The 24,353-nt window shown below is 72.0% G+C and carries 25 protein-coding genes; 8 read left to right on the forward strand and 17 right to left on the reverse strand.

What is annotated here, in order from left to right:
- Positions 1-82: 82 nt before the first annotated feature.
- The gene (locus BM041_RS19205; RefSeq protein ID WP_092961518.1) at positions 83-943 is read right to left on the reverse strand and encodes an isocitrate lyase/PEP mutase family protein; all 861 of its coding nucleotides are present in this window, start codon (positions 941-943) and stop codon (positions 83-85) included.
- Positions 944-1,016: 73 nt separating this feature from the next.
- Positions 1,017-2,504 carry a Do family serine endopeptidase gene (locus BM041_RS19210; RefSeq protein WP_092961519.1) on the reverse strand — a complete coding sequence of 496 codons (1,488 nt, stop codon included), beginning with the start codon at positions 2,502-2,504 and terminating at the stop codon, positions 1,017-1,019.
- 116 nt (positions 2,505-2,620) lie between these two features.
- Between BM041_RS19210 and BM041_RS19215 the strand changes: the two genes are divergently transcribed.
- Complete coding sequence (locus BM041_RS19215; protein WP_092961520.1) at positions 2,621-3,295, forward strand: response regulator transcription factor; 675 nt, start codon at positions 2,621-2,623, stop codon at positions 3,293-3,295.
- Entirely contained in the window at positions 3,292-4,590 is a 1,299-nt protein-coding gene (locus tag BM041_RS19220) for a sensor histidine kinase (protein ID WP_092961521.1), read from the forward strand. Before BM041_RS19215 ends, BM041_RS19220 begins: the two co-directional genes overlap by 4 nt.
- Here BM041_RS19220 and BM041_RS19225 read toward each other — a convergent pair.
- The 3 genes from BM041_RS19225 to BM041_RS19235 form a co-directional block, all read right to left on the reverse strand.
- Entirely contained in the window at positions 4,568-5,368 is an 801-nt protein-coding gene (locus BM041_RS19225; protein WP_092961522.1) for an FkbM family methyltransferase, read from the reverse strand. The genes BM041_RS19220 and BM041_RS19225 overlap by 23 nt on opposite strands.
- Complete coding sequence (locus tag BM041_RS19230) at positions 5,368-6,018, reverse strand: hypothetical protein (RefSeq protein ID WP_092961523.1); 651 nt, start codon at positions 6,016-6,018, stop codon at positions 5,368-5,370. The genes BM041_RS19225 and BM041_RS19230 overlap by 1 nt, the downstream gene beginning before the upstream one ends.
- Positions 6,019-6,115: 97 nt before the next feature.
- Positions 6,116-6,850, reverse strand: coding sequence for a Crp/Fnr family transcriptional regulator (locus tag BM041_RS19235; protein WP_175534025.1), 735 nt, complete (start codon positions 6,848-6,850; stop codon positions 6,116-6,118).
- A gap of 194 nt (positions 6,851-7,044) precedes the next feature.
- Between BM041_RS19235 and BM041_RS19240 the strand changes: the two genes are divergently transcribed.
- The 5 genes from BM041_RS19240 (at position 7,045) to BM041_RS19260 (ending at position 10,521) form a co-directional block, all read left to right on the forward strand.
- A complete protein-coding gene (locus BM041_RS19240) occupies positions 7,045-8,025 on the forward strand; it encodes an MBL fold metallo-hydrolase (protein WP_092961525.1) in 981 nt (326 codons plus the stop codon).
- A gap of 71 nt (positions 8,026-8,096) precedes the next feature.
- A complete protein-coding gene (locus BM041_RS19245; protein ID WP_092961526.1) occupies positions 8,097-8,342 on the forward strand; it encodes a type II toxin-antitoxin system ParD family antitoxin in 246 nt (81 codons plus the stop codon).
- Positions 8,329-8,649 (forward strand): type II toxin-antitoxin system RelE/ParE family toxin, encoded by a 321-nt coding sequence (locus BM041_RS19250; protein ID WP_092961527.1) that lies wholly within the window; start codon positions 8,329-8,331, stop codon positions 8,647-8,649. Before BM041_RS19245 ends, BM041_RS19250 begins: the two co-directional genes overlap by 14 nt.
- 73 nt (positions 8,650-8,722) lie before the next feature.
- On the forward strand, positions 8,723-10,327 hold the full coding sequence (locus tag BM041_RS19255; protein WP_092961528.1) for an FAD-dependent oxidoreductase: 1,605 nt from the start codon (positions 8,723-8,725) through the stop codon (positions 10,325-10,327).
- On the forward strand, positions 10,324-10,521 hold the full coding sequence (locus tag BM041_RS19260) for a DUF2783 domain-containing protein (protein ID WP_092961529.1): 198 nt from the start codon (positions 10,324-10,326) through the stop codon (positions 10,519-10,521). The genes BM041_RS19255 and BM041_RS19260 overlap by 4 nt, the downstream gene beginning before the upstream one ends.
- 59 nt (positions 10,522-10,580) lie before the next feature.
- Here BM041_RS19260 and BM041_RS19265 read toward each other — a convergent pair whose 3' ends face one another.
- From BM041_RS19265 to BM041_RS19295, 7 genes are all read right to left on the reverse strand, one after another.
- Complete coding sequence (locus BM041_RS19265) at positions 10,581-11,240, reverse strand: DUF2939 domain-containing protein (protein ID WP_175534026.1); 660 nt, start codon at positions 11,238-11,240, stop codon at positions 10,581-10,583.
- A 339-nt stretch (positions 11,241-11,579) separates the two neighbouring features.
- On the reverse strand, positions 11,580-12,245 hold the full coding sequence (locus BM041_RS19270) for a hypothetical protein (RefSeq protein WP_092961531.1): 666 nt from the start codon (positions 12,243-12,245) through the stop codon (positions 11,580-11,582).
- Complete coding sequence (locus BM041_RS19275) at positions 12,242-13,255, reverse strand: MlaD family protein (protein ID WP_092961532.1); 1,014 nt, start codon at positions 13,253-13,255, stop codon at positions 12,242-12,244. Before BM041_RS19275 ends, BM041_RS19270 begins: the two co-directional genes overlap by 4 nt.
- Entirely contained in the window at positions 13,255-13,992 is a 738-nt protein-coding gene (locus BM041_RS19280) for an ABC transporter ATP-binding protein (RefSeq protein ID WP_092961686.1), read from the reverse strand. The genes BM041_RS19275 and BM041_RS19280 overlap by 1 nt, the downstream gene beginning before the upstream one ends.
- Before the next feature lie 74 nt (positions 13,993-14,066).
- Positions 14,067-15,182: an ABC transporter permease gene (locus tag BM041_RS19285; protein WP_092961533.1), complete on the reverse strand. Its 1,116-nt coding sequence runs from the start codon at positions 15,180-15,182 to the stop codon at positions 14,067-14,069.
- On the reverse strand, positions 15,182-16,456 hold the full coding sequence (locus BM041_RS19290) for a flavin monoamine oxidase family protein (protein ID WP_092961534.1): 1,275 nt from the start codon (positions 16,454-16,456) through the stop codon (positions 15,182-15,184). The genes BM041_RS19285 and BM041_RS19290 overlap by 1 nt, the downstream gene beginning before the upstream one ends.
- A gap of 251 nt (positions 16,457-16,707) precedes the next feature.
- On the reverse strand, positions 16,708-17,700 hold the full coding sequence (locus tag BM041_RS19295) for a Bug family tripartite tricarboxylate transporter substrate binding protein (protein ID WP_175534027.1): 993 nt from the start codon (positions 17,698-17,700) through the stop codon (positions 16,708-16,710).
- A gap of 161 nt (positions 17,701-17,861) precedes the next feature.
- Between BM041_RS19295 and BM041_RS19300 the strand changes: the two genes are divergently transcribed.
- Positions 17,862-19,166 (forward strand): hypothetical protein, encoded by a 1,305-nt coding sequence (locus tag BM041_RS19300; RefSeq protein WP_092961536.1) that lies wholly within the window; start codon positions 17,862-17,864, stop codon positions 19,164-19,166.
- 2 nt (positions 19,167-19,168) lie between these two features.
- Here the strand turns inward: BM041_RS19300 and BM041_RS19305 are convergent, their stop codons facing one another.
- The 5 genes from BM041_RS19305 to BM041_RS30690 form a co-directional block, all read right to left on the reverse strand.
- The gene (locus tag BM041_RS19305) at positions 19,169-20,080 is read right to left on the reverse strand and encodes a TrmH family RNA methyltransferase (protein ID WP_245762162.1); all 912 of its coding nucleotides are present in this window, start codon (positions 20,078-20,080) and stop codon (positions 19,169-19,171) included.
- Positions 20,077-21,207, reverse strand: coding sequence for a 2OG-Fe(II) oxygenase (locus BM041_RS19310; protein ID WP_092961537.1), 1,131 nt, complete (start codon positions 21,205-21,207; stop codon positions 20,077-20,079). Before BM041_RS19310 ends, BM041_RS19305 begins: the two co-directional genes overlap by 4 nt.
- 17 nt (positions 21,208-21,224) lie before the next feature.
- On the reverse strand, positions 21,225-22,253 hold the full coding sequence (locus BM041_RS19315; RefSeq protein WP_092961538.1) for an Ldh family oxidoreductase: 1,029 nt from the start codon (positions 22,251-22,253) through the stop codon (positions 21,225-21,227).
- Positions 22,254-22,272: 19 nt separating this feature from the next.
- Complete coding sequence (locus BM041_RS19320; RefSeq protein WP_175534028.1) at positions 22,273-23,265, reverse strand: Bug family tripartite tricarboxylate transporter substrate binding protein; 993 nt, start codon at positions 23,263-23,265, stop codon at positions 22,273-22,275.
- An 82-nt stretch (positions 23,266-23,347) separates the two neighbouring features.
- Positions 23,348-24,313: a class I SAM-dependent methyltransferase gene (locus tag BM041_RS30690; RefSeq protein WP_175534029.1), complete on the reverse strand. Its 966-nt coding sequence runs from the start codon at positions 24,311-24,313 to the stop codon at positions 23,348-23,350.
- Positions 24,314-24,353 lie beyond the last annotated feature (40 nt).

Below are 24,353 nucleotides of genomic sequence, written 5' to 3' on the forward strand. Positions count from 1 at the left end.
GCGCGCGCACCGGCGCCTGCGCGCCCTGCCCGTGTCGTTTCCTCCGTCATTCCGCGCAGTATGCGGGAATGGCGGCGCGCGCCTACCCCCCGAGGAAGTCGCGGATCGCCGCGTCGTAATGCGCCTCGCGCTGCAACCGCTTCATGGTCGCGCCATCGGCGATGCCCGGCAGGTCCTTGGGCGCGGTGCCATCGCGCAACGCCTGCAGCGTGTCCCGCATGGCCTTCACCGCGGCGGGGAAGGTGTGGTGGCCCTGCAGCGCCACGCGCGCGCCATGCGCCGCCAGCACGGCCGCGCCGCCGATCCCCGCCTTGGCGCTGCCGACCAGCAGCGGCAGGCCCGTCGCATCCCGCAGCGCATCCAACTGCGCCAGATCGGACAGCCCCGTGACGAAGATGCCGTCGGCACCGGCCCCTGCATAGGCGCGGGCACGGGCAATCGCGTCCTCCGTGGAGGTGACACCCAGCGCGCCAGTCCGCGCCACGATGACGAGCGAAGGATCGCTCCGCGCCGCCAGCGCCGCGCGGATCTTGCCCAGTCCTTCCTCCAGCGGCAGCAGCGCCGTGGCGTCGGGGCCGAAGGGGCGGGGCAGCAGCGTGTCCTCGATGGTCAGCGCCGCGACGCCGGCGGCTTCCAGTTCCTCCACCGTGCGCATCACGTTCAGCGCATTGCCGAAGCCGTGGTCCGCATCCACCAGCAGCGGCGGCGCGCCGCCGCGCGTGATGCGCCGCACCAAATCGGCCAGTTCCGTCAGCGTCAGGATGATGTGGTCCGGCGCGCCGAGCACGGCCTGCGAGGCGACGGAGCCGCCCAGGATCGCTGTCTCGAACCCGATCTCGGCGGCGATGCGGCCGGAGATGGCATCGAAGACGGAGGCGGGGTGCACGCAGGAATCCCCCGCCAGGATGGCGCGGAAGGCCTGGCGGCGTGCTGTGGCGTTCATGGAAATTCCCTGCCTGGATGATCCGGCCAGGGTAGCCACGGGAGGGGCGGGGCCGGAACCCCGCCCCCCTTCGTCAGCCCGCGTTCAGCGGCAGGGCGATGAAGGCTCGCCCGCCATCCCGCACCACCTGAAGCGCGATGGCCGGGCGGCCGGCGCTGCGGGCGGCGGCGACGGCCTCCGTCACATCCTGTGGGCGGCGCACCTCACGCTCCCCGGCGCGCAGGATCACGTCACCCGCCTGCATCCCGCGCGTGGCGGCGATGCTGCCGGGCTCCACCGCGGCCACCGTCACGCCATCGCCCGCCTTGCCGGTGGACAGGCGCAGGCCGAGCGAGGCCTGGCGCGGCGCCTCCGCCCCGCCGGCGCGGGCTTCCTGCCGCGGCGCCTCCCGCTGGCCGAGCGTCACCGCCTGGTCCACCCGCTGGCCGTCGCGCAGCAGGGTCAGGGTCGCGGTGCTGCGGGGGGAGGCCTCGGCCACCGCGATCGCCAGGTCCCGCGCCGCGGCAACCGGGCGGCCACCGATGCCCACCACCACGTCGCCGGGCTTAACGCCGGCCTGGGCCGCGGGGCTGCCGGGCTCCACCCCCGCCACCAGCACGCCGCGCGTATCCGGCAGGCGCAGCGCGCTGGCCAGTTCCGCGTTCAGCGGCTGCATGGAAACACCGAGCCAGCCGCGGGCCACGCGGCCATCCTGCTGGAGGTCCGTGATGACGTGCCGCGCCATCCGCGCCGGCACCGCGAAGCCGATGCCGACATTGCCGCCCGCCGGCGCGTAGATGGCGGTGTTGATGCCCACGACCTCCCCATTCGCATTGAACAGTGGGCCGCCGGAATTGCCGGGATTGATCGGCGCATCGGTCTGGATGAAGTCGTCATAGGGGCCCGCGCCGATCTGGCGGCCGCGGGCGGAGACGATGCCCGCCGTCACGCTGCCGCCCAGGCCGAAGGGATTGCCCATGGCCACCACCCAGTCGCCGACGCGAAGCTGGTCGCTGTCGCCCCAGGTCACGGCGGGCAACGGGCCACCGGCCTCCACCTTCAGCAGCGCGAGGTCCGTCTGCGGGTCCGTGCCGATCACGCGCGCCGGCAATTCGCGGCCATCGGTCAGCTCCACCTTCACGGAGGAAGCGTCGCCGACCACGTGGTTGTTGGTGACGATGTAGCCCGCGGCATCGATGATGAAGCCGCTGCCCTGGCCGACGCTCCGGCGCTGCTCCCCGCGCTGTTCCCCCCTGGGGGCGCGCTGCCCGCGCTCGAACTGCCGGAAGAATTGTTCCAGTGGCGTGCCGCGAAGCTCCGGCGGGATCTCGACCGAGGCCGGCGTCGCCTCCACCTGGCCCGTCACGGTCACGCGCACGACGGAGGGCGCGACGCGGGCGGCGAGATCGGCAAAGCCCTGCGGGCCGCGCTGGTGCGGCAGGACGATGGCGGGGGTGGTGGGCGCGGCGGGCTGGGCGCGCAGCGGCAGCGTCGTGAGCGCCGTGGTGCCGAGGGCCAGGGCCAGGAAACCGGCGGCCCAGAGGCGGCGTGTCTTACGGGCGGGCTGGGTCTTGTCACTCATGGTAGATCCCTCTGCGAAGCGTCCATCCCCGTGTGGGGTGGCGTGCCCTGGAGGTAGCGGGTCGCCCTCACGGGCTGTTCGCGGCAGGCATACGGATTGGTAAGGAGGCGCGGGGGTTGCGGATCCTGCTGGTGGAGGATGATGCGGCCACGGCCGCCGACATCGCCCGCGCGCTGGGCGGCGCGGGGCACCTGGTCAGCCATGTCGCCGATGGCAGGCAGGGGCTGATGGAGGCGATCGGCGGGGGGTTCGAGGTGCTGGTGGTGGACCGGATGCTGCCGGGCCTCGATGGGTTGGGCCTGATCCGCGCGCTGCGGGCCGCCGGCATCGCCACCCCCGCCCTGATGCTGACCGCGCGCGGGTCGCTGAATGACCGCGTGGAGGGGCTGGATGCCGGCGCCGATGACTATCTCCCGAAGCCCTTCGCACTGCCGGAGCTGCTGGCGCGGGTCCATGCGCTGGGTCGCCGCCCCGCGGTGATGGCGCCGGAGGCGACGGTGCTGCGCGTCGCCGAGCTGGAGATGGACCTGCTGCGCCGCACCGTGACGCGGGCGGGGCAGCGGATCGAGTTGCAGCCTCGGGAATGGCGATTGCTGGAATACCTGATGCGCCATGCCGGCCGCGTCGTCACACGCTCCATGCTGCTGGAAGGCGTGTGGGACATCCATTTCGATCCGCGCACCAGCGTCGTGGAGACCCATGTCAGCCGGCTGCGCGCCAAGCTCGGCGAACCGGATCTGATCCAGACGCTGCGCGGCGCGGGCTATACGATCCGGCCGCCTGACGCATGAACGCGCTGCGCCGCTGGGCCGGCACCACGGGCTTTCGCGTGACCCTGCTGCACCTGGCGCTGACGCTGCTCGGCACGGCGCTGCTGGCGGGCATCGGCTACTGGGCGACGTCGCGCTTCGCCGTGCGGCAGATCGCGGCCGAGATCGAGCGCGATGTCGGCGTGCTGCTGAACGCGGCGCGGATCGGCGGCGTGCCGTCGCTGGCCCTGTCGATCGAGGCGCGGATCGCGGCCGATCGCAGCGGGACGCAGTTCTTCCTGCTGGCCGGCGCCGATGGCGGGCGCATCGCCGGCAACCTGGCCAGCGCGCCGCACCAGGCGGGCTGGGCGAGCATCGAGGTCGATACCGCGCGGGAGGACAGCGTGATGCTGGCCTTCGGCACCGCCTTGCCCGCCAACCACTTCCTGCTGGTGGGGCGGGATCTGGCGCCGGTGCGGGCGCTGGAGGCGCAACTGCTGGGCGCGGCGGGCTGGGTCGGTGGCGCGGCCATCCTGCTGGCGCTGGGCGGGGGCCTGCTGGTCGGGCGCGGCGTCGCCCGCCGCGCCGCCAGCATGGAACGCGCCCTGGCGCTGGTGGAGGAAGGGCGGATGGAGACGCGCCTCACCGCCCGCCCCGGCGGCGACGAATTCGACCGCCTGGCGCGGCGCGTGAACGCCACGCTGGACCGGCTGCAACTGACCATGGCGGCGCTCCGCCAGGTCAGCGACGACATCGCCCATGACCTCCGCACACCCCTCACGCGTCTCCGCCGCCGGCTGGAATCGATGGAGGGGGCGGAGGAAGCCGTCGCGGAATGCGACCGCATCCTCGACATCTTCGCCGCCCTGCTGCGCATCGCGGAGGTGGAGAGCGGCGCCCGCCGCGCCGCTTTCGCGCCCGTGGCGCTGGACGAGGTCTGCGCGACCGTCGCCGAACTCTACGCCCCCGCGGCGATGGAGCGCGGGCAGATCCTGGTGGCGCAGATCGACCATGGGCAGACCATCCAGGGCGACCGCGAATTGCTGACGCAGATGCTGGCGAATCTGGTGGAGAACGCGATCCGCCACGGCCGCGCGGATGGCACGGTGCGCCTGGCGCTGGAGGATCGCGCGATCACCGTCGCGGATGATGGGCCGGGCATCCCCGCGGAAGCGCGCGACCTGGTCTTCCGGCGCTTCCACCGGCTCGATGCCTCCCGCACCACGCCGGGCACGGGGCTCGGGCTGGCCCTGGTGGCGGCGGTGGCGGCGTTGCACGGGCTCCGCATCACGCTGGAGGATGCGGGCCCTGGGCTCAGGGTGCGTCTGGCGTGGTGAGGGGCGGCGGGTCCTGCTGCGCCTGCGCCAGCCGGACCAGGGTGCGGTTCTCCGCCGGCACCGCCAGGAAGTCGAACACGCCGGGCAGGCGATCCGCGCGCAGGAAGCGGTCCTTCACGCGCAGCGGATTGCCGATGATGTCGAACAGCACGTAGCGACGCGCCTCGAACCAGTCGAAGACCGCGGCGGGATCGACGCCGTAGACGCCATAGGCGCGGCGGCCGAATTCGAAGCTGATGGCGGGACGGTGGCGTTCCAGAAGCCCTTCCGCCCCCCGCAGCGCATCGAATTCCCCCCCTTCGATGTCGAGCTTGATGTAGGCGAGGCTGGGCAGATGCGGCAGCAGCCAGTCGAGGCGCACGGTATGCACGCCGATGCGCCGCGTGGTGACATCGGGCTGGTCGTAGTCCCGCTGGCGCAGGCCGCTATAGCCCGGCGCTTCCACCGCGATGATGAATTCGGCGATGCCGTTCTCCGCCGCCGCCGCGCATTCATGCAGCATCACGAAGGACAGCGCCGGATCGGCGGCGATGCGATCCCGCAGCGCGGCCGCCATCTCCGGATTGGGCTCGATCGCATGCAGCGCGGCGCCGGGGCCGGCGATGGCGGCGGCGATCGGGATGGTGTGCTTGCCCTTGAAGGCGCCGACATCGACCGCCGTGTCGCCCGGCTTGAGGAAGCCGGTGTAGAAGCGGCGGAGCAGCGCCTCGAAATCCGGCGGATCGCCGGCCTGGCGGCGATCCCGCAGCGCGCGATACTGCTCGGCCAGCGACGCCATCAGGGGAAGACCACGTTCACCAGTTGGCAGGTGTCGACGGCGCGGCGTTCCTCCGGCCTTCCATCCATCCAGACGATGCGGATGTCGTTCACGCAATCGCCCTGCGGCAGTTGCACCGGCAGGTGCTGGCCGATGGGCAGGGTATTCTGGCCCAGCCGGTCCGGCCCCCAGTCATTGTCGCGGGAGGAGGAGACATAGATCTCCCGGATCTGCGCGCGGCCGCGATTGACCAGGTTGAAGGACGGGTTCCCGCCCTGGGCCGGTGCCGGCACCGGCCCGGCATTGGGCGCGCGCGGCGCGGCGGTGCCGAAGACCATTTCCGTGATGGCGCAGGTATCCTGGTTCCGCCGTTCCTCCGGCCGGCCATCCGCATAGACCACGCGGATATCCTGCCGGCAGCCCGCCGCGGGGGCGATGCGCACCGGGAAGGTGGCGCCATTGGCCAGGGTGGATTGGCCCAGCAGGTCGCGGCCCCAATTCGGCTCCCGCGTCGCGGAGACATAGATCTCATTGATCACCTGGCCGCTGCGATTCACCAGGTTGAAGGAGGGATCGCCCGACTGGGCGCGGGACGGGGCCAGCGGCAGGGCGGCGGCCAGCAGGCCGAGCACCAGCGGGATCAGGGCGGTCAGGCGGCGCGGCAGGATCATGGTCGGCATCCGGCAGGGGTCGGGGCGGTTCGCATGAACGGCCCCCGCCGAAAGCTAGCCCGCCCGGCGGTCGTACCGCCAGGGTGCGGGCGGCCTGCTAGACCGCCACCGGCCGGGCCAGCAGGCCGGGCTGGGCGGGGCCGGACCAGCCGGCCATCTCCTCCAGCGCCTCACGGTCCAGGATTTCGAGCCGCCCCTTGTTGAGCGTCGCGATCCCGTCCTTCCGCATGGCGGCCAGCGCCCGGTTGGCGTGTTCCACCGACAGCCCCAGCGCATCCGCCAGATGCGCCTGCTTCAGCGGCACCGCCGCCCCCCGCGCATCCGCGCCGCCGCGGCGCATCAGGCGGCCATGCAGTTCCAGCAGCAGATGCGCCACCCGCCCCGCCGCATCGCGCCGGCCGAGGCTGGTCAGGCGTTCGCGCATCCGGGCGCGGTCGCGGGTCAGGCCCTCGGCATAGGACATGGCAAGGCCCGGATCGCGCCCCATGAATTCGCAGAGGCGATCGCGGGACAGGACGCAGAAGGAGGCATCGGTCAGCGCCTCCACCTCCGCCCCATCCTCGGTGCGCTCCACCAGGTCGCCGGGCAGGTGGAAATCCAGCACCTGGCGGCGGCCATCCGGCGTCGCGGTCCAGGAGAAGGCCCATCCGGCATAGAGGGTGAAGACGCTGTCATGGATCGCTTCCGCGGCCCGGACCAGGCGCACGCCCGACCGGACCTTCGCGATCTCGCCAACCCGGGCCTGCGGCACCACCCGGAACAGGGCGAAGGGCCGGACGGCACAGGCAGCGCAGGAGCCAGGCAAGGGCGTCAGGCTCGCATTACGGCTCATTGTTTCCCCGTCGATCAGGCACCCCGCCGGCGCCATCCAACACTTGAAGGGTAGCCGCGCCGGATCGCGATTGGAATGGTGTTTTCCGTCATGCGAAACGCTCCCGGAATGGGAAAGTCGTTGCAATGCCTCAGGCTTGCGCTAGTCACGCAGTGGCGCCATGCCACGGCTGCAGCAAGGGCGGAGGAAGCGACATGTCCGGATTCGCATCGGCGAATGACCTCTCAGACAAGATAATTTCCTTCGATGAGCTCGGTCCGGGCCTGTTTGCCTACACGGCGGAGGGCGATCCCAATTCCGGCGTGATCGTCGGGCCGGACGGCGTGGTGGTGGTGGATGCCCAGGCGACGCCGGCGATGGCACAAGATGTGATGGCGCGGATCGCCACCGTCACGCCGCGCCATGTCGGCCAGGTGGTGCTGACACATTACCATGCGGTCAGGGTCCTCGGCGCCAGCGGCTACGGGAACCCCACCATCATCGCCAGCGAGACGACTCGCGACCTGATCGTGGAACGCGGCCAGCAGGACATGGACAGCGAGATCGGCCGCTTCCCACGCCTGTTCCGCGGCAAGGAAAGCATCCCCGGCCTCACCTGGCCGACCCATTCCTTCAAGGACCGCATGACGATCTGGCTGGGGGACCGGGAGGCGCAGATCATCCATGTCGGCCGCAGCCACACGGCGGGCGACACGGTGGTCTGGCTGCCGAAGGAGAAGGTGCTCTTCGCCGGGGACACGGTGGAGTTCGGCGCCACCCCCTATTGCGGCGACGCCCATTTCGCCGATTGGTCGCGCACGCTGGACGCCGTGGCGGCGCTGGGGGCGGAGAAGATGGTCCCCGGCCGCGGCCGCGCGCTGATGACAAAGGATGATTGCCGCGAGGCGATCGAGGGCACGCGATCCTTCACCACGGACCTCTTCACCCGCGTCCGCGAAGGCGTCGCCAAGGGCTGGGGCCTGAAGGACATCTACGACGACACGATGGGCTTCATGCGGCCGAAATACGGGTCCTGGGTGATCTTCGAGCACTGCATGCCCTTCAACGTGACGCGCGCCTTCGACGAGGCCGGCGGCCTGGACCACCCGCGCATCTGGACGGCGGAGCGGGATGTGGAGATGTGGAAGGCGCTGGAGCATGGGACGGCGATGAAGTCGGCCGAAGTGCATTCCTGATCCGTCGTGGCGATGGCAAGCTTTGCCAAAATCCTTGACCAGACTTGCCGGCCCCCCATAGGGTCCTCGCCATGGCCACGATGAATGTCTCCCTGCCCGATCCGATGAAGGCATGGGTCGAGCGCCAGGCCGAGAGCGGCCGCTACGGCAATGCCAGCGACTACATCCGCGACCTGATCCGCTGCGACCAGGAGCGTCGGGAGGCGCTGGCCAGCTTGCAGGCAGCCATCACCGAGGGGATGGAAAGCGGCGCGCCGCAACCCCTCGACGTGGCCGGCTTCAAGCGCCGGATGCGGGAGGCGCATGGCCCAGGCTGAGGCGGGGGTATACCGGCTGACGCCGCGCGCCCTTTCTGACCTGGAGGAGATCTGGCGGTATTCCGCGGAGAACTGGCCCATCGCCCAGGCGGATCTTCATGTGGATGGGCTGGCGCAGGTCTTCGCCATGATCGCCGCCATGCCGGGCCTGGCGCGGGAACGCCCGGAATTCATCCCGCCGGTGCGTATCCATGCGCATGAGGGGCAGTTGGTGATCTACCGGCTGGCCGAGGGGCAGGTGGTGATCCTCCGCCTGCTCGGCGCGCGGCAGGATTGGCGCGCGATCCTGGCGGCGGCGGAGTCCTGAAGGGCGAAGGCCCTTTGCGGGAGCGACGATGCGCCGCTTGCTCCCCGGCCACAGGGCGCGATACGCCCCTCGCATGCCCACCTACGCCAACCCCCGCTACGCCGCGCCGCCGCCCCCCCCGGGCGATGAATCGCGCCGCGTCGTCGTCGTCGGCGCCGGTCTTGTCGGCCTGACCCTCGCGCTCGACCTCGCGCGCCAGGGCATCGCGGTGACGGTGCTGGATGATGACGACACCGTCTCCACCGGCTCGCGCGCCATCTGCTTCGCCAAGCGCACGCTGGAGATCTATGGCCGGCTCGGCCTCGGCGACAGGCTGCGGGCCAAGGGCGTGACCTGGAAGACCGGCCGCGTCTTCCACCGGGACCAGGAGGCCTATGCCTTCGACCTGCTGCCGGAAGAAGGCCATGAATACCCGGCCTTCGTGAACCTCCAGCAATACTACGTCGAGGAATGGCTGGTGGAGGCCTGCGTGGCGGCCGGCGTCGACCTCCGCTGGAAGCACCGCGTCACGGGCATCACGCCCGGCGCGGATGCCGTCGCGCTGGCGGTGGAATCGCCCGGCGGCGCCTATACGCTGCGCGCGGATTGGCTGCTGGCCTGCGATGGCGCGCGATCCCCGGTGCGGGAGGCGCTGGGCCTGCCCTTCACCGGCCAAATCTTCCGCGACCGCTTCCTGATCGCGGACGTCGTCATCAAGGGTGATGTCAGTTTCCCGACCGAGCGCTGGTTCTGGTTCGACCCGCCCTTCCACCCCGGGCAATCCGTGCTGCTGCACAAGCAGCCCGACGATGTCTGGCGGATCGACTTCCAGCTGGGCTGGGATGCGGATCCGGAGGCCGAGAAGCAGCCGGACCGCGTCATCCCCCGCGTCCGCGCCATGCTGGGGCCCGAGGTGCCCTTCGAGCTGGAATGGGTCAGCGTCTACACCTTCCGCTGCCGGCGGCTCGAGAAATTCCGCCATGGCCGGGTGATCTTCGCCGGCGACAGCGCGCATCAGGTCAGCCCCTTCGGTGCCCGCGGCGGCAATGGCGGCGTGCAGGATGCGGACAACCTCGCCTGGAAACTCGCCGCCGTGCTGCGCGGCGATGCGCCGGAAGCGCTGCTCGACAGCTACGATGCCGAACGCGTGCCCGCGACGGATGAGAACATCCTCAACTCCACCCGCAGCACCGACTTCATCACGCCGAAATCGGACGCCGCGCGCGCCTGGCGGGATGCGGTGCTGGAACTGGCGCAGCACCATGAATTCGCCCGCCCGCTGGTGAATTCAGGCCGCCTGTCCCGCCCCGCCACGCTGGCCGGCAGCCCGCTGAACAGCGCGGATTCGGGCCACTGGCCCGCAGGCGCCCTGCCCGGCGCCCCCGCGCCCGATGCGCCCGTGATGCGGGACGGCGCGGCGGATTGGCTGCTCCGCCACCTCGGCGGCGATTTCTGCCTGCTCGTCTTCGACGCGGTCTGGTCGCCGACCCTGCCGGGGCTGCGCCTGGTCTTCGTGACGGCGGAGGAGACGCCGGGCGCGCTCTGGGACCACAGCGGCCTGGCCGCCGCGCGCTATGGCGCGCCGCCCGGCGGGGCCGTGCTGGTCCGGCCGGACCAGCACATCGCGGCCCGCTTCGCGGCGCTGGACGAGGCATCGGTCAGCGCGGCGATCGACCGCGCGATGGGGAGGTCACCGTGACGCTCGATACCTCACCCCGGCTGCAGGACCCCGACGGCTTCCTCGCCCTCATCATGGAAGCCCATCGCGGCCTGGATGCCGAGGCGGCGCGGCGCTTCGATGCGCGCCTCGCCCTCATCCTCGCCAACCATATCGGCGACATGGCCGTGCTGCGGCAGGCGATCAGCCTGGCTCGGGAACCCGGCCGGGGCTGAACCGCCCATGCGGTCCAGCCAGGCGGGCCAGAGCGGCGGCATGGTCATCGCCGCCATGGTCAGCGCATCGCGCTCAGGCGGAGTGCCGGTCCGGGCCCGACCGCCGGCGCCGCCTGGTCCAGCCGCACGCCGGTGACCTGCCAGCGGGGGGCCAGCCCCTCCTGCTTCAACTCCAGCTGGAGCGTCATGGGGGAGGCCGCGCCATGCAGCGGCATCTCGAACCGCGTCAGCCCCACCGGCATGGCACGGCGCACGCCCTCCGTCGTGGCACCGGGGCGCACGCCGCGGGCGCGCGCGACCTCCGCCAGCGCGGCCGGGGTGGCCCAGCCGGCGGCGATATCGTCGGCCATCGCGGCCAGGAAGGCATTGGCCTGCTCGCCTTCCGCCACCGCGGGGTTCAGCGCGGCGCGAACGGCGCCCTGCAGGGCGGCGGGGTTCACATGGCGGGCCAGCGTCTCATGGTCCCGGCCTTCCAGCGCGGTGGCCAGGTGCCACGCCGTGGCATAGGGGGCGCCGATCCAGGCCAGCGCCGCCAGCGGCAGCAGGGCCCAGGCCATCATGCGGCCCAGCCGAGGCGGGATGACGGGGCGGGCCGATGTCGGGGCGGCGGGCTCGGCGAAGGAGGGGCGCGCGGGCCGGGCGGCCGGCAGCGGCGCCGCCGCCGGTTGGCGCGCGTCGTAGTCGCTCCAGACCTCGTCCCACTCGCTGTCCGACATCATGGCCCGTTGCCGCGTTTTCATCGCCAGACCTGCACGTTAAAGTTGTGCTAACGGCGATCAAGGCCATTAACGCAACTTTTTGGTGTATCTCCTGGCGCGACACAGCCCTTGCCATCCAATCGGGTGGATGGTGCGGGAGGCCGTCTTGGCTGCGTCAGGAACGAGACAGCAGGGGACCCTGTGTCTGAACCTGAGATTGCACGGCAATTCCTGGGAAAACCGTTAACGCCAGATGGGCGTCAGTCGCAAAATAGAGAACACGCCCATTTCGCGCATTTTTGTCTCACGACGCTCCGGGCGGGCGCCCCGCCCCTGCCAGCATCACGGTTGCGTGATTTCTCAGCGCGGCAGGACCAGCCGCGCCTCCAGCTCGGCAAAGGCGCCGCCCAGCGCGGCTTCCAGGGCCTGAGCCTGCTGCGGCGCCGTGGCGTTGGCGGGTAGCGGTGCGGTGCCGGTGGCCTCCAGCGTGCCGAGGATGCGGGAGGAGAGCCGTTCCTCCCGCATCAGCACCGCGGCGATGGCGGCGCGAGCCTCGGCCGGCTGGCTGCCCCGGGGGGGCACCGTCTCCAGCACCGTGAGCTGGGATTCGAGCACGAAATCCGCATCCGCCCGCGTCCCCGCCTGCACCACCGCGGCGAAGCGGCCGCTGGCCTGGAGCCAGGCGCGGAGCGCGGCATCGGCCAGGTCGGCGGGCGGCGCGATCCATTCCTCATAAGGCAGGAATTCATAGGCGCCATCGGGCCGGGCGCGCCGCAGGCCGAGGTCCTGCAACCCCGGCACCGCCCGCATCCGCCGCTGCAGCAGCACCGGCGCGCCCCGCGGGGCCGCCTGGGTGGTGGGCCGGCGCGGGTCGAGCGCGTAGCGCCGCACCGGCACGTTGGGCCGGTCCGGCAGGATGCTGCACCCCGCCAGCAGGACGGGCGCGGCGAGGATGAAGGCGCGCCTGTTCATCGCCGGCGCAGCGGCGTGGGCGGTCATCGCCGGCGCAGCGGCGTGGCGGCTCATCGCCGGCGATCCGGCGTCGGCGGCGCGCCGAACAGCGCCTGGGAGGGGGCGGCCCTGAGCTGGTCCGCCATGGCCCGCAGGCTGGCCGTGGTGGCCCGAAGGTCGATCAGGATCGGCAGCAATTCGGCCTGCACATCCACCGTGGTCTCCCGCGCCGCGCGCATCGTCCGCTCCATTCCTTCCACCGCGCCGGGCAGGCGCTGGGCCGTGCGCCGCAGCTCCGCCGCCGCGGCGCCCGCATTCGCCACCGCGCCGCGCATCTCCGGCCCCGCCAGCAGGTTGCGCGCATCCGTCGCCGCGGCGCGAAGCTCGGCCAGCGCGCCGGCGAGGTCGCTATCCTCCACCGCGGCGCGCACCAGCGTCATGGTGCGGGCGACTTCGCGCAGCGCCACGGCGGCATCGCCATCCCCGGTCTGGCGCTTGAGGTTGGCCAGCAGGGCGGAGAGGTCGGCCGCCATCTGTTCGATCGGCACGCCCTGCAGGCGCTGCACCATGACCTCCGCCGCGCTCGTCACCTGCGCGACGGTGGAGGGGATGGCCGGCAGCACCGGGTTGCGCGGCTGCCAGGGCAGGTCCGGCACCGGGAAGCGCTGCGGATTGGCGAAATCCAGTTCCACGTAGTTCACGCCGGTGATGCCCTGCGCCCGGATGCGCGCCCGCAGGCCGAGTTGCACGGCATCCGCCAGTGACGGCGTCTCCCCCACCAGGCCCGGATCGATGCCGAAGCGGACGAAGACCAGCTGGAAGCCGGCGTTGAAATCGGCGCCCTGCGGCCGGCGGTATTCGGCGGCCACCAGGCCGATCTGCGTCACCCGGCCGACCGGCACGCCGCGGTAGCGCACCGGCGCGCCGACATCGAGGCCCTGGACCGATTCCTCGATATAGGTCTCGAACACCTCGGTCGCCTGCAGGCCGCGGCCGCCGGCCAGGAAGACCACGAAGCCGACGGCCAGCACGATGCCGGCGATGGCCAGCACGCCGACCCGCAGATAGAGCCCCCGCGCGGCCATCAGGCGGCTTCCCGCCGGAAGAAGGCGCGCACGGTGGGGTGCGTGCTGTGGTCCCGCAGGTCGCGCGGGTCGCCCTCCGCGATCATTCCCTTGGCCTCCCGGTCCAGCATGATGCAGCGGTCTCCGATGGCGAGGATCGAGGCGAGCTCATGCGTCACCACCACGAAGGTGGTGCCGAGCGAGCGCGAGAGGTCCCGGATCAGCTCATCGAGCCCCGCCGAGGTGATGGGATCGAGCCCGGCGGAGGGCTCGTCCAGGAACAGGATGGCTGGGTCCAGCGCCAGTGCCCGCGCGATCCCCGCGCGCTTCAGCATGCCGCCCGAAACCTCCGACGGCAGGCGGGAGGCAGCTTCCGACAGCCCGACCAGGCCGAGCTTGGCGCGCGCCACCTCCTCCCGCGCCGCGGGGGGCAGGGTGGTGTGCTCGGCCAGCGGCATGATGACGTTCTCCAGCAGGGTCTGGGACCCGAACAGCGCGCCCTGCTGCCACATCACGCCGATGCGCTTCAGCAGGCCGAGCCGCGCCTCGCCCTCCGTCGACCAGACATCGGTGCCGAGGATGGAGACCGTGCCCTCCGCCGGCGGCACCAGGCCGATCATCAGCTTGAGCAGCGTCGACTTGCCGCAGCCGGAGCCGCCGAGGATGACGAAGACCTCGCCCCGCTTCACCGCGAAGCTGACGTCGCGGAACAGGGTGTTGGTGCCGAAGCGCGCCGTCAGGTGCTCCGCCACGATCACCGCGGGGCCGAAGGCGGGCGCTTCCGGCTTCGCGGCCTCCCCGGGCCGGCGCAGCAGCGCGGGGGCATCCCCGGTCACAGGCCGAGCCTTTCGTAGAGCACGGCGAAGCCGCCATCGAGCAGCACGATGGCGACGATGCCGCCCACCACCGCCGCCGTCGCGGCATCGCCCACCGCGCGCGGCCCGCGCCCGGCGCCGAGCCCCGCGCGGCAGCCGATGGCGGCGATGGCCAGGCCGAAGAACAGCGACTTGAACAGGCCGCCCAGCAGGTCGCCCAGCGTGATCGTCGCCGCCAGCTGCTGCGTCACCGTCGTCAGCGGGAAGCCCAGCATCCCCATGATCATCGCCATGCCGATCAGGCCGGCCAAGGTCAGCAGCAGGGACAGCACCGGCATCACCAGCATCCCCGCCAGCACGCGGGGCAGCACCAGCAGCGCCATGGGATCGATGCCCATGATGCGCAGCGCGGCCACTTCCTCATTCACCGTCATGGTGCCGAGTTCGGCGGCATAGGCCGACCCCGTCCGCCCCGCCAGCACGACGCCCGCCATCAGCGGGCCGAGTTCGCGCAGCAGGGAGATGCCGACCAGGTTCGGCACGAAGATCTCCGCCCCGAAGCGGCGGAGCGGGATGGCCGACTGGAAGGCCAGGATGACGCCGAGCAGCGAGCCCAGCAGCACCGCGAGCCCGAAGGCGCGCGTGCCGGCCTCATCCAGATGGCGCAGCAATTCGCGGAAGCGCAGGCGGTGCGGGCGGATCAGGGTCGCCAGCACCACCACCAGCAATTCGCCGAGGAAACCCACCGCATCCAGCGCGTTGCGGCCGGCCTCCACCACCCGCCGGCCGATGCCGGTGATGGGGGCGAAGCGGTAGGGCACGGGCTTCGGCCGCGGCGCGGCGAGCGCGGCCCGCACCCGGTCCAGCACGGCCAGGACCGGCGGGCTCGCGCCCTCGATCCGCGCTCCGGCGGTGGCTTCGGCGGTCAGCACCAGCGTCGCGCCGGTGGTGTCCACCGCCTCCACCTTCGAGAGGTCGAGCACCAGGCCCTTCGCCGCCCGGGCCTCCGCCATGAGCGGTTCCCAGAGTCGCGCGGCGGCTTCGGTATCGACGCGGCCGGACAGCAGGGCGGCACGGCCGGCGCCATCCCCCCGCATCTCCAGCCCCGTCAATGCCTGCGCCTGCTTCGCCATCAACCCGCCAATGCCGCCATCGCGCTTCGCATCGCCCCCGCCCCGGACCGCCAGGCGCCGCCGACGGTGCCGGCCATACCCACATCCGTGGCCTCCCCCGCCAGGCAGAGCCGGCCGCCCGCCAGGGGTTCGGCCAGGATGGCGCGCGCGCCGGCGCAACCTGTTCGTGCATAGCTGTACACGCCACGCGACCACCGGTCCCGTCCCCATTCCGAGACGATGGGACCCGCCCGCAGCACCCTGAGGGCCTCGGCGCCGAAGCGGGTGGCGATCTCCGCCCGCATGAAGGCTTCCACCGCCGAATCGCCCCCGGCCTCCAGCGCCTGCGCGGCATCGCCGCCGACATGGCAGGAGATGACGGGCCGGCCGAAGGGAAAGAGGCTCATCGCCACCAGGGGCTCGCCCGGCGCGACCTGGCGGTCCACGGAACTGAAGGGCGGCAGGCCGAAGCGTTCCTCCCCCTCCACCCGGAAGCCGAGCTTCACCACCTGGCCGAGCGGCAGGTCATGCGCGGCCTGCAGCGTGGCCGCGGGCAAGGGCGGGTCGAAGCGGATGGCTGCCGCTTCCAGCAGGCTGGTCGGGATGGTGACGACCACGGCTCGGGCGCGGATGGTGCCGAAGGGGCCTTCCGCCACCGCCTCCCGCCCGCCCCAGGCCAGGCGCGTGACGGGGGCGCCGAGCCGGATGGGCAGGCCCTCGGCCAGCCGGGCGACCAGCGCGCCGAAGCCGCCTTCCGGCAGGCGGTTGCCGCCATCCAGGGCATTGGAGTGGAAATCCTGCAGGCTGACGCGGCCGGCGGGGGCGGCGGAGATGATATCGCCCTGCCAGCCCTCGATCGTCGCGGCCCAGGGGCCTTCCGCCGCCATGCCCGCCGCCAGGCTGCGGTCGGGGCCGCCATCGGTGGCGGCGGCGGCGATCCGCGCCTCGGCCGCCGCCCAGGCGGCGCTGTAGGCGGCGTCCTCCACTGGCGTCACGGGCCGGGCGCCGATCTGGCTGCGCTCCCGCCGCAGCGCGTCCGAATCATGCAGCGTAACGCCGATCCCCGCCGCCAGCGGCACCAGCGGGTTGGTCGCGGCCTGGTGCAGCCAGGTGGCGCCGAGGTCGTAGGGCAGGCCGAGCCGCGCCGTATCCGTCACCGCCCTGCCGCCGATGCGGTCGCGCGCTTCCAGAACCAGGACGCTGCGGCCGGCCTCCATCGCGGTGCGGGCGGCGGCGATGCCGGCGGCACCGGCACCGATGACGAGGAGATCAGGGCTATCGGGAAGGCTGGGCATTCGGCGTCCATGTGGGGGCCGGGGCGGCCCGGGAAGCGCCCCGATACGCAGGCGTGATCGTCAAGCCCACCCTGGCGGCCGGAACAAGGCATCGGGATGTGACATTTAGGTCGCTTAGCCGTTTAAGCCGTTTATGCCGATTTAGGACGTTTAGCACCGTTTTCGCGGCGGGATCGGGGCCGCCGGACATGGTTTGGCCAGCGACGCGATGAACATAGCAGGAACGCAAGGCGGATTGCCAGTGTCCCGCATCAGTCGAGGCGCGCGCCGCTGATCTCCACCAGGCGGCGCCATTGCGGGCGTTCCCGCTCCACCAGCTCCGTCAGCGCGGCCGGGGTGGGGCTGGTGACGGTGCCGTAGCCCAGCGGCCGCAGCCGGTCCCGGAAGGCGGCATCGGCGGCCACCGCCTGGATCGCCTGGTGCAGCCGGGCCACCACCGGGGCGGGGGTGCCACCCGCCGCCATGATGGCGTTCCAGTTGACCAGATTGTGCTCGCCCAGGCCGAGATCCGCGAAATCGCCCATCCCCGGCACCTCCGGCAGGATCCCGAGGCGCGCCTTGCTGCTGACCGCCAGCGCGAGGAACTTGCCGCTTTCCACATGCGGCATCAAAGCGGGCATGACATCGAACATCATGTCGATGGTGCCGGACAGCAGATCGTTGATGGCCGGGCCGCCGCCGCGATAGGGCACATGCAGGATCTTCGCGTTGGCGAAGCGGTTGATGGCCTCGATGTTCAGATGGCTGTTCGTGCCGGGGCCGGAGGAGCCCATCTTCACCTGCTCGGGATGCGCGCGGCTCCATTCCACCAGCTTGCGGAAGTCGGTCCAGCCGTTCCGGCGGGCGGTGTCGGCATTGACCACGCAGAGCAGCGCGCCGTCCGTGATCTGGCTGACGGGCGCCAGGTCCCGCGCCGGGTCGAAGGGCATGCGCGCCGTCATGTACTGCACGGCGCAGAGGGTGGTGACGCTGATGACGCCGAGCACGGTGCCATCCCGGTCCCCCTTCGCCACCGCATCGGCGCCGAGCAAGCCGCCCGCGCCGCCGCGGTTGTCCACCACCACCGCCTGGCCGAGCGCGGGGGCGAGGCGTTCGGCGAGGAGGCGCGCCAGGATGTCCACCGCGCCCCCCGGCGGGAAGGGCACGATGAGGCGCACGGTCCGGCCGCCCGCCACGGGCTGGGCCAGGGCGGGCGCGGCGAGCAGCGCGCCAGTGGCCCCGAGGATGCTACGCCGCTTCATCATGGTCCTGCCCCTGCCCTTCCCGATTGGGGAAAGGGTGCGCCGATCCGGCCCGGCGGGGCAAGTCACGCGGCGCAACGGGGAGACCATCGCCGCCGCCGACGATTTTCATTGCTCTATTGAAAGATTAATCGCTAGGCTTCGGTGATTGCGGAGCAAGATCGATGCGTGGCGCGACCATCCTTCCGCTTGCCCTGATGTTCCTGTCAGGTTGCGCGAATCTCAACTCGATCTACCGCGCCGAAGACATGGGCGGGCGTGACGGCACAGTGGCCAGGACGACGCTGATCGATACGGAACAGCGCGCGATCAATACCATCCTCCGCCGGGAATTCGTGACCCGGCCGGATGGCAATCTTCATCTGGACCGCAACAACCAACCGGTCCGGGAAGCCTATGCGACGATCTGCGCGGAAAAGAGCCCGGACACCTTCTCCGCGCAAAGCGGCAGTCTCAGCGGGGGGCTGGAATTGCCGCGCGCTACCGGGACCATCGCCGCGGCCTTCGCGGAATCCGCTGCGAGCATCGCCTTGCGTACTCAACTGACCCAGGCGCAGGCCGAGCTGCTCTATCGCATCTGCGAAGCCTATGCGAACCGCGCCATCAGCGGCTTCGAGGTGCACCGGCAATTGCGTCGGTTCCAGAACACGATGGTCGCGCTGCTGGCGATCGAGCAACTGACCGGCGCCGTGCAGGTGCAGAATGTCGCGCTGACGACGGCAGCCAGCGCCACGACCGACCGGGCCGTGATCGCCGCGCAACGCAACCTGGACGCGGCAAGGGCGGCGACGCAGCGGGCGGAGGAGGCCGTCACGAAGGCTGCGGAGGATCAGGCGGGGGCAGCGACGGCGGCCGACCAGGCGGCAGCGGCCGTCGCGGCGGCGGAGCAGGCCGGATCGACCAACAGGACCGCGCTGGAACGGACGCGCGATACGACGGCGCAGGAGAAGGCGCGGATGGATGCGCGGCTTCAGCAGGCGACGGCGAGCCGGGATGCCGCGCGCGTCGCGCAACAGCGGGCGCAGGAGGCGCTCGCCAATGCCGAATCGGGGTCGGCGAACGCGTCTGGCGGCGCAGTGCCTCTAGGGGCGGTGCCCAACCGCCAGTTGCGCGCCGAGGAGGCTGTTTCGATCGCGGATGCGGTGCAGAACATCGTCAACACCGTCATTCGTGATCAGCAAACAACGCTCGAGTTGTGTCACGACGTCATCGCAGGCGAAGTCGCAGAGATCCGGGCAGATCAACCGAGTGGTTCGCAAGGCCAGCGTGGAACTCCGACAAACTCCGCCAGGGATGCGGCACGCGATAGAGCGGTTACTGAATGCTGGTCGTATCTGAGGACGCGGAACCAGAACGCCCACGAGATCGACCGGATCAACGCGGGGGGACGCCAGCCCGAAACCCAACGCTCGGCGAGTCCGACCGCGCGTGTCGCTCCGCAGCGCGTTGCGCCGCAACTGGCGCGCTGACGCTACCCCCCAGCGGGCATCCCCATCGCGTGGATCAGCACCGCCGCCGCGACCGAGACGTTCAGGCTCTGCACATGGCCGCTGCCCGGCAGGGTCACGCGGTGGGCGCAGGCGGCGATGGTGAGGCCGGGGAGGCCCCGTTCCTCATTGCCCAGCACCAGCACGAAAGGTTTCGTTCGTGGCAGTTCGGATGGGGCCATGCCACCGGCGGCGACCGCGGCCACCGTCGTGAACTTGGGCGCCAGCGCCCGCAGCGCGATGGCGGGATTCGCCAGCTTCATCAGCGTCAGGTGCTCCAGCCCCCCCTCCGCCGTGCGGAAGGCCGCGTCCGACAGGCCCGCCTGGCGCGGATCGCCTGACAGCAGCAGGCCCGTGCAGCCGAAGAAGGCGGCGGACCGGGCGATGGCGCCGAGGTTGTGGGGGTTGCCGATGCCGTCCAGCAGCGGCAGCACCGGCGCGCCCAGCAGCGCCTGTGGGAAGGGTCCGGCGCCGAGTTCGGGCACCTCCCGCGGCACGGCGATGGCGCAGATGCCGCCATGGTGTTCCGTGCCGGCGATGCGGATCATCTCCTCCGGCGAGACCTCCCGGTAGGGGCGGCGGTTCTTCGCCATGATGGCGCAGACCGGCCCGGCCTCCCGCTTCCGGGTCTCCGTGTAGAACAGGCGCAGCACGGCATCGGGTCGCACGGCAAAGGCTGCCGTGACGGCGGCGGGGCCGCAGAGGCGGTCGAGGTCGCTGTCGCGCCACCCCCCCTCCGGCGGGCCGCCGGGGTTGGGGCGCGGGCGGGGCGTCAGGCCGCCGGCCGGGCCGGCGGGGCCGTAGCCGCGGCCGCTGGCATGGCTGCCCTCCGGCGGCAGCCGGCGTTCGGCCCAGCCTTCGGGGCCGCGCTCGTCACGGTCGAAATTGCCCCTCACGCCACCGGAGAAGGAGCCCCGGCCGCCTCGCCCAGGGGGGGACCCGGGCGGGCCGCGTCGTTCGTCACCAGGAATTTTGCACCCTCCTCGCGGATCGCCGCGGCCTCGTCATCATACAGGAAAGGCAGGAAGGCGTATCGCCGCCCGGCCGTCACGGGACGGGCCTCATGCAGCAGGGAGCAGGAAAACACCACAGCCCCGCCGGCCGGGGCCACATAGGTCCTGGGGCCGAATTCGGGGAAGGACAGTTCGCCGCCCTCATAATCCCCGGTATTCAGGTTGATGGTGACGGCGAAGCGGCGATGGGCCGTCGCCTTCGTGGTGTTGTCGCGATGGGCGCGGAAGAAGCCTTTGTCCGCGCTGTCGTAGCAGGCGACGATATAGCGTTCGAGGCGCGTGACCCTGTACTGGAAGGCGCGCTGGATTTCCGGCACGAGGCGGGCGGTGAGGCGCGCGCGGATGGCGGTTTTCAGGGCCTCATCCTCGATGATCGCGTCCTTGCGGCGCTTGTGGCCGGGGTCGAGGATGCCGACCGTCTTGCCGCCCTGGTCGCGCATGAAGCCGCTCTCGCCCCCGCCCTGGCTCTCATAGAGGTCGATCAGGCGGCGGCAGAAGGCGGGTTCGAACAGGCGCGGCACGATCAGGACCGGGGCGTGGACCGGCACGCCGGCATGGTCGGCGGGGTCCGGCAGGGCGGCGAGCGTCGCCATCGCCTCCGCCCCCTTCTCCAGCGGCCAGATGGCGAAGACGCGGAGCATGGGGTCCAGCAGCACCCAGCCCGTGCGCAGCCGGCCATCGGGCTCCGTCGCGCGGAAGGCGCGCCGCGCCGCGCCGTCATCATCCCACAGCACGCGATGGCCCTTGCCATCCTTGAGGCGACCCTGGCGCTCATCCTCCGGATCCGTGCCGATGACGAGCATGTAGGCCCGGACCGTGTCGAGCAGCGCGGCATGTGGGGCGACCATGGCGGCCAGGCGGTCGGCCAGGCCGGGCTCCCCCATCGATCCGGGGATCAGCACCATCAGCCAGCGCCCCGCCGTGGTGTCGAAGGCGTAGCGGGGATTGGTGCTGGACCGCGCATGGAAGGCGGGGATGGGCTCGCCCGGCGTATAGGCGGGGATCGGCATGGCGCGTCCTCGTTTCGTCAGGCGACGGATGCCCCATCCGTGGCCTGGCCGGCAAGGCCTTGCAGCGTGGCCAGCAGCGGGGCCGGGACCTCGATCCCCTCATCCGCCGCGCGGGTGGAAAGCGCGTTCCGGCGGCTGCCGGGCAGGCGGACGCCGGGATCGGCCTGCATGGCGGCCAGCAGGAACTCCACCCGGTCCAGGAAGGCCGCCTGCCCCGCCAGCGCGCCCGGATCGATGGCGATCAGGGACTGGCCGAGGCGGGGGCGGTTGCCCTCATCCTGGAAGAAGCCATCGGCCTCGAACCCGAAGGCGCTGCCGGTCAGCGCGCAGCAGAGGAGTTCGACGACCAGCGCCAGCAGCGCGCCCTTGGTGCCGCCCATGGCCAGCATGGCGCCGCCGAGCGCGGCCTTGGCATCGGTGGTCGGGTTGCCATCGGCGTCCAGCGCCCAGCCCAGGGGAATGGGCTTGCCGGCCTTGGCGGCCACCATGATCTTGCCGCGCGCGACTTCCGACAGCGCCATGTCGATGACCAGCGGCGCGGCATCGCGGCGGGGGAAGGCGGCGGCCACGGGGTTGGTGCCCATCAGCGGGCGGCGGCCGCCGGGCACGGGCATGGCGGCCGGGGAATTGGTGAAGGCCAGCGCCACCAGCCCCTGCCGGGCCAGTGCCGCGACCGGCAGGCCCATGGCGCCGGCATGATGGCTGTTGGTGATGCCGGCGAAGGCGATGCCGTGCGACCGCGCCCGCGCTTGCGCCTGTTCGACCGCGAGCGCGACCGCGGGATAGGCCAGGCCGTGGCGCGCATCGATCAGCACGGCGCCGCCGCGTTCGGCCACCACCGCGGGCACCGCCGCGCCATCCGCCCGGCCATTGGCCAGGAAGGCGGCGTATTGCGGCACGCGGGACAGGCCGTGGCCCGCCTGGCCCTCGGCCTCCCCGGCTACAAGCGCCTCGGCCGTCAGCCGCGCCATGGCCGGGTTGGCGCCGGCGCGGGTAAGGGCCGCTTCGGCCAGGGTGCGGGCTTCGTCGAGGCTCAAGCGGGGCATGGGGGGCCTTCAGGCGGTTTCAGGCATCGGGCCTGATCTGCGCCTCCGTCACAAGACTGGCCCAGCGATCCGTCTCCTCGGCCACGAAACGGGTGGACCGGTTGCTGTCCCAGCCCAGCACCTGGAAGCCCGCTTCCTCCGCCCGGCGGACCATGTCGGGGTCGCGCATCGCGGCCAGCACGTCCTGTTCCAGCCGCGCCTTGAGGGGGGCGGGCACGGCGGCCTGGGTCAGCACCGCGGTCCAGTTGGTGATCTCCAACTGCGGCAGGCCGAGTTCACGCACCGTGGGCACTTCCGGCACCAGCTTGTGACGCTCCGCGCTGGTGATGGCCAGCGCGCGGAGACGCCCGCCCCGGATCTGCGCGAGGCACTCGGGCAGATTGGAGACCATGACATCCAGCGTGCCGCCGGCGAGGTCGGTGACGGAGGGTGCGCCGCCGCGATAGGGCACATGGGTCAGCCGGTCCCCCGCATTGGTCACGCGGCGCAGCAATTCCAGGCCGAGATGCGGGGGCGAGCCGTTGCCGGAGGAACCGCCACTCATCGGCGTGCTGCGCATCTGCGCGACGAGGCCGGCGAGGTCGCGGGCCGGCGATTTCTCGGCATTCACCACCACGACGAGGGGCAGCGAGCCGAGCAGGGAGATGACGTGGAAGTCGCGCCGGAAGTCGTAGGGCGCGTTGGGGAACAGCGTCGCGTTGACCGCATGGGTCAGGGTGATGGCGAGCAGGGTGTGGCCATCGGGCGGGGCCTTGGCGGCGATGTCGGCGCCGATCAGCGCGTTGCCGCCGGCGCGGTTGTCGATCAGGACGGCCTTGCCCCAGGCCTCCGACAGCTTCTGCGCCAGGAAGCGGGCCATGATGTCGGTGAGGCCGCCGGGCGGGAAGGGAACGATGTAGCGGGGGTTGCGATCGGGAAAGGGCGCCGCGCCCTGCGCCGCGGCAAGGCCCGGCAGGGCCAGGGTTGTCGCGAAGCCGAGGGCCGCGCGGCGGCCGAGCCTGTGGCGGTGCATGGAGCCTCCCCTGTGTTCTGTTGGGGAAACTCTGGCCCCTTCGCGGGCGCGGCGTCCAGCGAAGGATGCCGGGCGGGGTCGATCAGGCGGGACGCGCCTCGATCGCGGCGTGGCAGATGCGGTCATCCATCGGCGCGCGGCCCAGCCGGACGGGCGCGCGGCCGGGCGGCTGGGGCCAGAGGCCGCGGCCGGTGACGGTGGCGGCGAAGCCGGCCTGCCCGAAGGCACCGAGGATCTGCGACAGGCCGAGGCGATTGCAGTAGAGGCCGGATCGCGCGACGGCCGCGCCTTCCCAGAAGTCATCGGGGAAGGCCAGGTGGCGCAGCCTGCCGCCGAGATGGTCGTGGAAATCCACGACATGCATGGCCAGCCCGTCGGGGGCGGAGACGCGGCGCAGCGCGCGCAGCAGCGGCAGCATCGCATCCCGCCGGACATGTTCCAGCACCACCTCCGACACCGTCAGGTCCACCGACCCGGCGGCGATGGCGTCCAGCCGCTCCGGCCCGCCGATCAGCGCCCGCGCGCCGCAGGCGGCAAGGACATCGGCGGCGGTGGCGCAGCCGGACAGGTCGGGCGGCGTCAGCCCCGCCTGGCGCGCCGCCTCCGCCGCCTGGCGATAGGGGGCTAGGTCGCGCGGCGCGTCATCCTCCACATCCAGGTACCAGATGGGGCCGAGGCCGAGGGCGGCGGCGATGGGTGCGCGCAGCACCATGGCCCCCGGGCCGATCTCCAGCATCGTCCGCGCCGGCCGGCCGGCCAGGGTGGCGAAGCGGCCGGCGCGGGTGGCGACGGGCTCCACCAGCCGGTCCGGGTGCAGGGCGCGGAAGGAATGGCGGCGCAGGCCCATCGCACGCCAGGCGCGCGCCGGCACGGGCAGGCTGCCCACCACCAGCTTCACGCCGAGCTTGACCCACCAGGGCAGCGGCGCGCCGGCGGCGTAGCCCGGGCCCGCCATCCAATCCCCGGGCCTGTGGCCTTCCGAGAGGGCATCGACCCGATCGTGGGGTGCTTGCAGGTCGGGCAGGCTGTCCGGCACCGCGATCCCCATGGCTGCCAGGCCGCCCGGCGCGGCCTTCCACCCGGCTATA

Source organism: Falsiroseomonas stagni DSM 19981, from assembly GCF_900114315.1.
Classification (GTDB): Bacteria; Pseudomonadota; Alphaproteobacteria; order Acetobacterales; family Acetobacteraceae; genus Falsiroseomonas; species Falsiroseomonas stagni.